This is a genomic window from Pseudomonas sp. G2-4, from assembly GCF_030064125.1.
GTDB lineage: Bacteria > Pseudomonadota > Gammaproteobacteria > Pseudomonadales > Pseudomonadaceae > Aquipseudomonas.
Map to the genome: position 1 here is coordinate 2,820,519 of NZ_CP125957.1, position 12,167 is coordinate 2,832,685.

The following is a 12,167-nucleotide window of genomic DNA, read 5'->3' on the forward strand; positions in this document are numbered from 1 at the left end:
ATGCAATTCAGCGAATTGATGACAGCTCTGTCCCAGCATCCGATCCGACTCCAGCAGGACGACGACAACCTTGTGATCCTGGGCGACGACGAAGGACTGGACAGTGCACTGTGGGACAGCCTTGTCGTCCACAAGCACGAACTGCTCGAATTGGTGGAGAGAAATGGTGGCGATTGGCTGAGCCCGGCCTTCCGTATCACACCGGACATGTTGCCCCTGGCCGATCTCAGTCAGGAAGCGATTGACCGGATTGTCGACAGCGTGCCGGGCGGCGCGGGCAATGTGCAGGATATCTACCCCCTGGCGCCCTTGCAGGAAGGCATTCTTTATCATCACCTTGCCGCCGAGCAGGGCGATCCCTATGTGCTGCAGGCCTTGTTCGGAGCGGACAGACGCACACGCCTGGACGACTTTACCCAGGCGTTGCAAGGCGTGATCGATCGCCACGACATCCTGCGCACCTCGGTGGTGTGGGAAGGACTGGACGAGCCGGTGCAGGTGGTCTGGCACGAGGCTACGTTGGCCCTGGAAGAGATCACGCTTGATCCTGCCGACGGCGATATCGTTGGGCAGTTGCAAGAGCGCTTTCACACTCGGCATCACCGCTTGGACGTAGGGCAGGCGCCGTTGATGCGCCTGGTTTGCGCCCAGGATCCGGTCAATGATCGCTGGGTGGCGATTCTACTGTTTCACCACATGGCAATGGACCACGCGGCGCTGGAGCTGGTGCAGCATGAGATGCAGGCGTTCCTGCTCGGACAAGCCGATGGGTTACCCGAAGCGGTGCCGTATCGCAACTATGTAGCGCAGGTCCGGCTGGGCGTGGGCGGCGACGCCCATGAAGCGTTTTTCCGCGAGATGCTGGCCGATGTCGATGAACCGACGCTGCCCCTGGGGTTTGCTGCGGTACCTGAAGACGAGTCGGTGATCGAGGAAGTTCACCTGGCGATCGATGGCGCGTTGAGCCGGCGTTTGCGCGCGCAGGCCCGTCAGTTGGGCGTCAGCGCGGCAAGCCTGCATCACTTGGCCTGGGCGCAGGTGGTGGGGGCTGTCAGCGGTCGCCAGGACGTGGTGTTCGGCACGGTGCTGATGGGCCGGATGCAGGGTGGCGACGGTGCCGACCGCGCGCTGGGCATGTTCATCAATACGCTGCCGTTGCGGGTGAAATTGGCGGGGCAAGGCGCGCGTGAAGGCGTCAAAGCCACCCATGCGGGCCTGACGGCATTGCTCGGCCATGAACACGCTTCGTTGGCCCTGGCCCAGCGCTGCAGCGGTGTGCCCGCGCCCGCGCCGCTATTCGGTTCGCTGCTCAACTACCGACACAGCGGCACGGCGCAAGCGCCCACGGCAGAGACGCTCGGGGCTTGGCAAGGCCTGCATTCACTGGGCGGTGCCGAGGGCACCAACTACCCGCTGACCTTATCGGTGGATGATTTGGGCGAAGGCTTCAGCCTGAGTGTGCTGGCCGTGGCCGGGATCGGCGCCCAGCGCATTGCCGGGTATATGCAGCAGGCGTTGGAGAACCTGGCCGGGATGCTTGAACAGACGCCAGAGGCGCCGTTGCAGCGGCGTTCGATCCTGCCCGCTGCGGAGCGCGAGCAACTGCTGGTGACGTTCAACGCCACTGCGGCCGATTACCCGCAGCAACAGACGATTCATGGGTTGTTCGAGGCCCAGGTCCAGCGTACGCCGGGCGCCATCGCGGTGATCCGTGGTGAGCAGGGTCTGAGCTATCGCGAGTTGAATGAGCGGGCTAACCGCTTGGCCCATTATCTGCGTAAGCAGGGCGTAGAGCCGGATTCGCGGGTGGCGATCTGCGTCGAGCGCGGCATCGATATGGTCGTGGGCTTGTTGGCGATCCTCAAGGCCGGTGGCGGTTATGTGCCGTTGGATCCGGCTTACCCGTTGGATCGGATTGCCTACATGCTCGAAGACAGTGCTCCAGCCGTAGTGCTGGCGCAGGCTGCGACGATTGGGTTGTTGGCGGATGCCTCGATGCCGGTGCTCGACCTGGACAGCGGGCTTTGGCAGGACGAGTCGGTTCTGAATCCAGAGGTTACCGAGCTGACTTCAGGGCATCTGGCTTATTTGATCTACACCTCGGGTTCGACCGGTCTGCCCAAGGGCGTGATGATCGAACACCGAAACACGGTGAACTTCCTGACTTGGGCGCACCGTTCGTTCGACGCCGAAACGCTGTCGAAAACCCTCTTTTCCACCTCGTTGAACTTCGACCTGGCGGTCTACGAGTGCTTCGCGCCGCTGACCTGCGGCGCCAGCATCGAAGTCGTCACCAACGTGCTGGAACTGCAACAGGGCGAGCACGACATCACGCTGATCAACACCGTACCTTCGGCGCTCAAGGCGTTGTTGGAGTCGGGTGGGTTGGGTGAGGGCGTCGACACGGTCAACGTCGCCGGCGAAGCGCTCAAGCGCAGCCTGGTGGAGACGTTGTTCGAACAGACCCAGGTCAAACGCCTGTGCAACCTCTACGGCCCCTCGGAAACCACGACCTACTCAAGCTGGGTGTCGATGGCCCGCGAAGACGGGTTCGCTGCACACATCGGCAAACCGGTCGCCAACACCCAGTTCTACTTGCTGGACGAATACAAACAACCGGTGCCACTGGGCGTACCGGGTGAAATCTACATCGGTGGTGCCGGCGTGGCCCGCGGCTACCTCAATCGCGACGACCTCACTGTCGAGCGTTTCCTCAAAGATCCATTCAGCAGCGCGCCAAACGCCCGCATGTACAAGACCGGCGACTTGGGCCGCTATCTGCCGGACGGCAACATCGAATACCTGGGCCGCAACGACGACCAGGTGAAGATCCGTGGTTTCCGCATCGAACTGGGCGAGATCGAAGCCAAGCTCGCCCGCCATGAAGCGGTGAAAGAAGCCGCGGTGTTGGCACGTGAAGATGTGCCAGGTGACAAGCGTCTGGTCGCCTATTTCACCCAACACTCAACAGACGATACGGTCGACATCGAAGTCCTGCGCACCCACCTGCAAGCGCACCTGCCGGCCTACATGGTGCCCGCCGCCTACGTGCGACTCGAGGCGTTGCCACTGACGCCGAACGGCAAGCTGGATCGCAAGGCACTGCCAGCACCGGACCTCGACGCATTGATCACCCGTGGCTACGAAGCCCCCCAAGGCGAGATCGAAACCGCCTTGGTGCAGATATGGCAAGACTTGCTGAAGGTCGAGCGCGTCGGTCGTCACGACCACTTCTTCGAACTGGGCGGTCATTCCCTGCTGGCAGTCAGCCTGATCGAGCGCATGCGTCAGTCTGGAATGAGCGCCGACGTGCGCGTGCTGTTCAGTCAACCGACCCTGGCCGCATTGGCTGCCGCCGTCGGCAGCGGGAAGGAAATCAGCGTTCCTGCGAACCGGATTCCGCCGGATTGCCAGCGCATCACCCCGGAGTTGTTGCCGCTGGCCAGCCTGTCCCAGGAAACCATCGACCGCCTCGTGGCGACGGTGCCGGGTGGCGCGGGCAACGTGCAGGACATCTATCCGCTGGCGCCGCTGCAAGAAGGCATTCTCTACCATCACCTGGCCGCCGAGCAGGGCGATCCGTACTTGCTCCAGTCGCAGTTTGCCTTCGATAGCCAGGAACGCCTTGATGCGTTTGTCCAAGCGCTGCAGGTCGTCATCGATCGCCACGACATCTTGCGCACCAGCATCGTGTGGGACGGGTTGGATGAGCCCATCCAAGTGGTCTGGCGCGAAGCGAAGCTGCACCTCGAAACCGTCGATTTCGACCCGAGCGCAGGCGATGCCGTCGCGCAATTGCGCGAACGTTTCGACCCCCGGCACCATCGGCTGGACGTCACCCGGGCACCGATGATGCGCGTGGTTTACGGGCAGGATGAGGCCAATCAGCGCTTGGTCGCGACACTGTTGTTCCATCATATCGCCCTGGACCACACGGCGATGGAGGTGGTACAGCACGAGATGCAGGCGTACCTGCTGAATGAAACCGGGCAACTGGCTGAAGCAATGCCCTATCGCAATTATGTGGCCCAGGCACGCTTGGGTGTCAGTCGTGAAGAACATGAGGCGTTCTTTCGCGACATGCTCGGTGATATCGACGAACCGACATTGCCGTTCAATTTACAAGATGTGCAGGGTGGCGGCCGCGACATCGAAGAGGCCAGCCAATCGGTGGATTGCGCCCTGGATCTGCGTCTGCGGGCACAGGCGCGTCAGCTGGGGGTGAGTGCCGCCAGTCTGGTGCACTTGGCGTGGGCACAGGTGCTGGGCAAGGTGTCCGGCAAGCAGGACGTGGTCTTCGGTACGGTACTGATGGGCCGGATGCAGGGTGGCGAGGGCGCCGATCGCGCACTGGGGATGTTCATCAATACCTTGCCGCTTCGCGTGAGCCTGGGTGATCAAGGCGTCAAGGCCGGGGTCAAGGCTGTTCATGGGCGACTGACGGCGCTGTTGGGGCACGAACATGCTTCACTGGCACTGGCCCAGCGCTGCAGTGGCGTGACGGCGCCGTTGCCGCTGTTCAGTGCCTTGCTCAACTATCGACACCGCGCCAGCGGCGTGGCCTCGCCGCAGGCGCTGCAAGCCTGGCATGGGATCAACGTACTGGACGGCGAGGACCGCACCAACTACCCGCTGACATTGAACGTCGATGACCTGGGGCACGGTTTTAGCCTGACGGCGCTGGTAGCACCGCAGATTGGCGCGCAACGGGTCTGCGCCTACATGCACACGGCGCTGGAAACGCTGGTGCAAGCGCTGGAGCAGACGCCTCAGGCGGCGTTGTATCGCCTGCCGATTTTACCCGCTGCGGAGCGCGAGCAATTGCTGGTGGCGTTCAACGCTACCGCAGCCGATTACCCGCAGGCGCAGACCATCCACGGGTTGTTCGAAGATCAGGTGCAACGCACGCCGGATGCCATTGCGGTGATTCGTGATGGGCAGTGTCTGAGCTATCGCCAACTGAACGAGCGGGCCAACCGGTTGGCGCATTACCTGCGCAAGCAGGGCGTGCAACCCGATTCGCGGGTGGCGATCTGTGTCGAGCGTGGCGCAGGCATGGTCGTGGGCTTGCTGGCGATTCTCAAGGCCGGCGGCGGTTATGTACCGCTGGATCCGGCGTATCCGCTGGATCGGATTGCCTACATGCTTGAGGACAGTGCTCCGGCGGCGGTGTTGGCGCAGGCTGCAACGGTGGGGTTGCTGGCTGACGCCACAATGCCGGTAATTGATCTGGACAGCGGGCTTTGGCAGGACGAGTCCGTCTTGAATCCGGAGGTTGCGGAGCTGACCTCATCGCACCTGGCCTATTTGATCTACACCTCCGGTTCGACCGGTCTGCCCAAGGGCGTGATGATCGAACACCGAAACACGGTGAACTTCCTGACTTGGGCGCACCGTTCGTTCGACTCTGAAACCTTGGCGAAAACCCTCTTTTCGACCTCGCTGAACTTCGACTTGGCTGTGTACGAGTGCTTCGCGCCGCTGACCTGCGGTGGCAGCATCGAAGTCGTCACCAACGTGCTGGAACTGCAACAGGGCGAGCACGACATCACGCTGATCAACACCGTACCTTCGGCGCTCAAGGCGTTGTTGGAGTCGGGTGGGTTGGGTGAGGGCGTCGACACGGTCAACGTCGCCGGCGAAGCGCTCAAGCGCAGCCTGGTGGAGACGTTGTTCGAACAGACCCAGGTCAAACGCCTGTGCAACCTCTACGGCCCCTCGGAAACCACGACCTACTCAAGCTGGGTGTCGATGGCCCGCGAAGACGGGTTCGCTGCACACATCGGCAAACCGGTCGCCAACACCCAGTTCTACTTGCTGGACGAATACAAACAACCGGTGCCACTGGGCGTACCGGGTGAAATCTACATCGGCGGCGCTGGCGTGGCTCGTGGCTACCTCAACCGCGATGATCTCACCGCTGAGCGTTTCCTCAAGGACCCGTTCAGCAGCGCGCCAAACGCCCGCCTGTACAGGACCGGCGACTTGGGCCGCCACCTGCCGGACGGCAACATCCAATACCTGGGCCGCAACGACGATCAAGTGAAGATTCGTGGATTCCGCATCGAACTGGGCGAAGTCGAAGCCAAGCTCGTCCAGCATCCAAGTCTCAAGGAAACCGTGGTCCTGGCCCGGGAAGACGTACCGGGTGACAAGCGCCTGGTCGCCTACTTCACCCAACAGTCGCCAGACGAGACGGTCGACATCGAAGCCCTGCGTGCGCACCTGCAAGCACAGTTACCGGCCTACATGGTACCGGTGGCCTACGTACGCCTCGACGCATTGCCGCTGACCCCGAACGGCAAGCTCGACCGCAAGGCACTCCCATCCCCGGACCTCGACGCGCTGATCACCCGTGGCTACGAAGCCCCGCAAGGCGAAACCGAAATCGCCCTGGCGCACATCTGGCAAGACCTGCTGGGTGTGCAACAGGTCGGGCGTCACGATCATTTCTTCGAACTGGGTGGTCATTCCCTGCTGGCTGTCAGCCTGATCGGACGGATGCGCCAGCTCGGCCTGTCGGCGGACGTCCGGGTTCTGTTCAGCCAGCCAACCCTGGCGGCATTGGCCGCAGCGGTCGGCAGTGGCAGCGAGATCGCGGTGCCGGCCAACGGCATTCTGCTGGGGTGCACCCGGATCACGCCGTCGATGCTGCCCTTGGTCGAGCTGGACCAGCAGGACATCGACCGGATTGTGGAAAGTGTGCCGGGTGGTGCGCGTAACGTGCAGGACATCTATCCGCTTGCGCCGTTGCAGGAAGGGATTCTCTATCACCACATCGCTGCGCACACGGGTGATCCTTATGTGCTGCAAGCCACGTTCACCGTCGCGGATCGCGATCGATTGGAGGCGTTTGCCCAGGCCCTGCAGGGTGTGATTGACCGCCATGACATCCTGCGCACCTCGGTGGTCTGGGAAGGTCTCGATGAGCCGGTGCAGGTAGTCTGGCGCAAAGCGCAGCTGGCGGTCGAAGAGGTTGTGCTGACCGCCGAGGCGGGCGATATCGCCGGCCAGTTGCACGAGCGCTTCGACACGCTGCATTACCGGCTGAACATGCAGCAGGCGCCGTTGATGCGCATCGCCTTCGCCCATGACCCCGCCAACCAGCGTTGGGTGGCGATGTTGCTGTTCCATCACATGGCCCTCGATCACACGGCGCTGGAAGTGGTGCAGCACGAAATGCAGGCGCACTTGCTGGGCCAGGCCGATCAATTGGGCGAGGCGGTGCCGTTCCGTAATTACGTGGCCCAGGCCCGTCTGGGTATCAGCCGTGAGGAACATGAAGGGTTCTTCCGCGAGATGCTGGGCGATCTGGACGAGCCCACGCTGCCGTTCGGCTTGCTGGACGTACGCGGCGATGGCAGCGATATCGAAGAAGGCCGGCTGAACCTCTCTGCCGACCTGAGCCGCCGTTTGCGGGTCCAGGCTCGGCAGTTGGGGGTGAGCGCCGCGAGCCTGCATCACTTGGCTTGGGCGCACGTGCTGGGGCAAGTGTCCGGCAAACAGGATGTAGTGTTCGGTACGGTGCTGATGGGTCGGATGCAGGGTGGCGACGGCGCTGACCGTGCGTTGGGCATGTTCATCAACACCTTGCCGCTGCGGGTGGATGTCGGTACTCAAAGCGTGCGCGACGGTGTGAAAGCCACTCACGCCCGTCTGACCGGGTTGTTGGGCCATGAGCACGCCTCGCTGGCCTTGGCCCAACGGTGCAGCGGCGTGGTCGCGCCGATGCCGCTGTTCAGCGCCTTGCTCAATTACCGGCACAGTGCAGCGGGCACTGCGTCAAGCGACGCCCTGGCGGCCTGGGACGGCATTCAACTACTGAGCAATGAAGAGCGCACCAACTACCCGCTGACCTTGTCGGTGGACGATCTGGGTGAAGATTTCAGTTTGTCCGCGCTGGCCGTGCCGCAGATCGGTGCGCAGCGAGTCTGCGCCTACATGAACATTGCCCTGGAGCATCTGGTGCAAGCGCTGGAGCAGGCACCGACGACGCCGTTGAACAGGTTGTCGATCCTGCCGTCCGCCGAGCGTCGCCAGTTGTTGGTGGACTTCAACGCCACCACCCGCAGCTATCCGCAGGACAGGACCGTTCATGGCCTGTTCGAGGCGCAGGCCAAGGCGCGTCCGGATGCCCTTGCAGTCGTGCACGATGGACAGAGCCTGTCCTACAACGAACTCAATGCCAGGGCCAATCGCCTGACCCGTCATCTGATCGGCCTGGGGGTTCAACCGGGCGATCGCGTGGCGATCGTGCTGGAGCGTTCGATTGAGTTGTTGGTCAGTCAGCTGGCAATCCTCAAGTGTGCCGCCGTTTATGTGCCGCTGGATGTCAGCGCGCCCATCGAGCGCCAGCAGTTCATGGTGCAGGACAGTGGCGCCCGGATTCTGCTGGCACTGAGCATGATGACGGTGCCTGAGGGTATTGCCCGTGTGGACCTGGATAGTGTGGCCCTGGAGGCTGAAGCGGACCATGACCTGAGGTTGATACAGAGCACCGAATCGGTCGCCTATGTGATGTACACATCCGGCTCCACCGGCACACCAAAAGGCGTGCTGGTGCCACACCGGGCGATCAATCGCCTGGTAATCAATAACGGTTATGCCGACTTCAATGCCGAGGATCGGGTGGCCTTCGCCTCCAACCCGGCGTTTGACGCCAGCACCCTCGATGTCTGGGCACCCTTGCTCAATGGCGGTTGCGTGGTGGTGGTCGAACAGGATGTCTTGCTGTCCCAGGAGCGTTTCCGTGCGCTGCTGCTCGAGCAGTCGATCAGCGTGTTGTGGATGACCGCCGGGCTGTTCCATCAATATGCCGCCGAGCTGATGAGTGTATTCGGGCAACTGCGCTACCTGATCGTGGGCGGCGATGTGCTCGACCCGGCGGTGATCGGCCGTGTCTTGAGAGAAGGCGCACCGGCTCATCTGCTCAACGGCTACGGTCCGACCGAAGCCACAACCTTCACCACTACTCACGAAATCAACAGCGTGGGCGAGGGCGGCATCCCGATTGGTCGGCCTATCGGCAACACCCGCGTCTATGTGCTGGATACCCTGCAGCAGCCCGTGCCTATCGGCGTGGCGGGCGAGCTTTACATCGGTGGCGATGGCGTGGCGAAAGGGTATCTGAACCGCCCTGAGCTAACCCTCGAGAAGTTTGTCGCCGATCCGTTCAGTGCCGATCCGGATGCCTTGCTCTATCGCACGGGTGACCTGGCGCGCTGGCGCGCAGATGGCACTGTCGATTACCTCGGTCGTAACGACGACCAGGTGAAGATCCGTGGTTTTCGTATCGAATTGGGCGAAATCGAAGCGCGACTGGGCCAGTGCGCGGGCGTGAAAGACGCGGTGGTATTGGCGCGACAGGACGATGCGGGTCCGAAACGCCTGGTGGCCTATGTGATCCCTGAAGAGGGCGTCAGCTTGTCGGTACACGACTTGCGCGGACAATTGTCCAGCGTGCTGGCCGACTACATGCTGCCCAGCGCCTTTGTGGTACTGCCGTCCTTCCCACTGACCGCCAACGGCAAGCTGGATCGTCGTGAGCTCCCGGCACCGGATGCCGAAGCCTATGCCAGTCGTGAGTATGAAGCGCCACTGGGGGAGGTCGAACAGACGCTGGCCCGGATCTGGGCCGACGTGCTCAAGGTCGGGCAAGTCGGTCGCCACGATCATTTCTTCGAACTGGGCGGCCATTCTCTATTGGCCGTCACCTTGATCGAACGCATGCGCCAGGTGGGCTTGAGTGCTGACGTGCGCGTGCTGTTCAGCCAGCCGACCCTGGCCGCGCTGGCGGCGGCCATTGGCAGCGGCAAGGAAATCAGCGTCCCGGCGAACCGGATCCCGGCCGATTGCGAACACATCAGCCCGGACATGCTGCCGCTGGTCAGCCTGACCCAGGAAATTATCGACCAAGTCGTCGCGACCGTGCCCGGTGGCGCGGGCAACGTGCAGGATATCTACCCGCTGGCACCGTTGCAGGAAGGCATTCTCTATCACCATCTGGCCGCCGAACAGGGCGACCCCTACGTCTTGCAGACCCAGTTCGCCTTCGACAACCGAGAACGCCTCGATGCGTTCGTTGGAGCGCTGCAGGTGGTGATCGATCGCCACGACATCCTGCGCACCAGCGTGGTCTGGGAAGGCCTGGACGAACCGGTGCAAGTGGTCTGGCGCCAGGCAGTGCTGGAACCGCAATGCATTGTTCCAGACGCCACGGCCGGCGATATCGCCACGCAATTGGCCTCCCGGTTCGATGCGCGGCACTATCGCCTCGACCTGGGCCAGGCACCGCTGCTGCACCTCGCTTATGCAAGGGACGAGGCCCAGGATCGCTGGGTCGCGATCCTGCTGTTCCATCACATGGCGCTGGACCATACCGCCTTGGACGTGATGCAGCATGAGATGCAACTGCACCTGCTGGGGCAGGACGAGCAGTTGGGCGAAGCAATGCCTTACCGCAACTATGTGGCCCAGGCCCGCTTGGGTGCGAGCGAAGAGGAACACGAAGCATTTTTCCGCGAGATGCTCGGCGATATCGATGAGCCGACGCTGCCCTTCGGTTTGCAGGATGTGCAGGGTGAAGGGCATGCCATCGATGAAGTCCGCCAGCCTGTCGACCTTGCGCTGTCCAGGCGCCTGCGGGCACAGGCGCGGCAGCTGGGGGTGAGTGCCGCCAGCCTGGTGCACCTGGCCTGGGCGCAGGTGCTGGGCAAGGTCTCCGGCAAGCAAGAGGTCGTATTCGGTACGGTCTTGCTGGGCCGGATGCAGGGCGGCGACGGGGCTGACCGGGCGCTGGGCATGTTCATCAACACCTTGCCGTTGCGGGTGGACGTGGGCGCCCAGGATGTGCGCAGCGGCGTCAAGGCCACTCACGGGCGACTGACGGCCCTGCTGGGCCACGAACATGCCTCGTTGGCGCTGGCTCAGCGTTGCAGCGGTGTGGTTGCACCGACGCCCCTGTTCAGCGCCTTGCTCAATTATCGGCACAGCGCGGTACAGGTTACCGAGGACGCCCTGTCGGCGTGGAGCGGGATTTCGGCATTGGGCGGTGATGAACGCACCAATTACCCGTTGACCCTCAATGTGGATGACCTGGGCGAGGGCTTCTCCCTCACCGCCATGGTCGATAGGTCCATCGGTGCGCAGCGCATCTGCGGCTATATGCACATGGCCCTGGAAAACCTGGTGGTGGCCCTGGAGCAGGCCCCGCAAACCCCATTGCAAACCCTGGCGATCCTGCCACCGGCCGAGCGTCGGCAACTGTTGGAAACTTGGAACACGAGCGATGCCGTGTATGCCCACGATGCTCTGATCCATCGGCAATTCGAGGGCTGGGCCGCGACTCAGCCCGATGCAGTGGCGGTTGTGTATGAAGACCAGGCACTGACCTACGGTGAGCTCAATATCCGCGCCAACCAACTGGCCCACAGCCTCGTGGCCCATGGGGTTCGCCCGGATGACCGCGTGGCGATCTGCGTCGAGCGTGGCCTGGACATGATCGTCGGCCTGCTGGGGATCCTGAAATCCGGCGCAGGGTACGTACCGCTGGACCCAGCGTATCCGCCAGAACGTATTGCCTACATGTTGCATGACAGCAGCCCTGTGGCCGTGGTGACCCAGCCGCAATGGCGCGACAACCTGCCGACCTTGTCAGTCCCCACGATTGTGCTCGATCCAGCCGAAACGGGCGAAATGAACGGGCAGGCGCAGCACAACCCCGACGTCCCGGGCTTGGAGGCCAGCCATCTGGCCTATGTGATCTACACCTCCGGTTCCACCGGCCTGCCCAAGGGCGTGATGGTCGAACACCGCAACGTCGCCCGGCTGTTCTCGGCGACGCAGCCCTGGTTCGATTTTGGCCCGCAAGACGTGTGGGCGTTGTTCCATTCTTTCGCTTTCGATTTTTCGGTCTGGGAAATCTGGGGCGCGTTGACGCAAGGCGGACGCCTGTTGGTCGTGCCGCAACTGGTCAGTCGCTCTCCGCAGTACTGCTACGCCTTGTTGTGCGAGGCCGGGGTCACCGTGCTCAATCAGACACCCAGTGCCTTCCGGCAGATGATCGCGGCCCAGGGTGAAAGCGAGCTGAGCCACAGCCTGCGCCAGGTGATTTTCGGCGGCGAAGCGCTGGAAGCCGGGATTCTCAAACCGTGGTACGCCCGCGAAGC

General features: G+C 62.8%; 1 protein-coding gene (only partly in view). It reads left to right on the top strand.

The window, feature by feature from the left end:
• A protein-coding gene (locus tag QNH97_RS12275; protein ID WP_283557064.1) for a non-ribosomal peptide synthetase crosses the window boundary here: on the top strand, window positions 1-12,167 show its 5' end (the start). 18,772 nt of this gene lie beyond the right edge of the window; only the first 12,167 of its 30,939 coding nucleotides appear in the window; it begins with the start codon at window positions 1-3; its stop codon lies beyond the right edge, outside the window.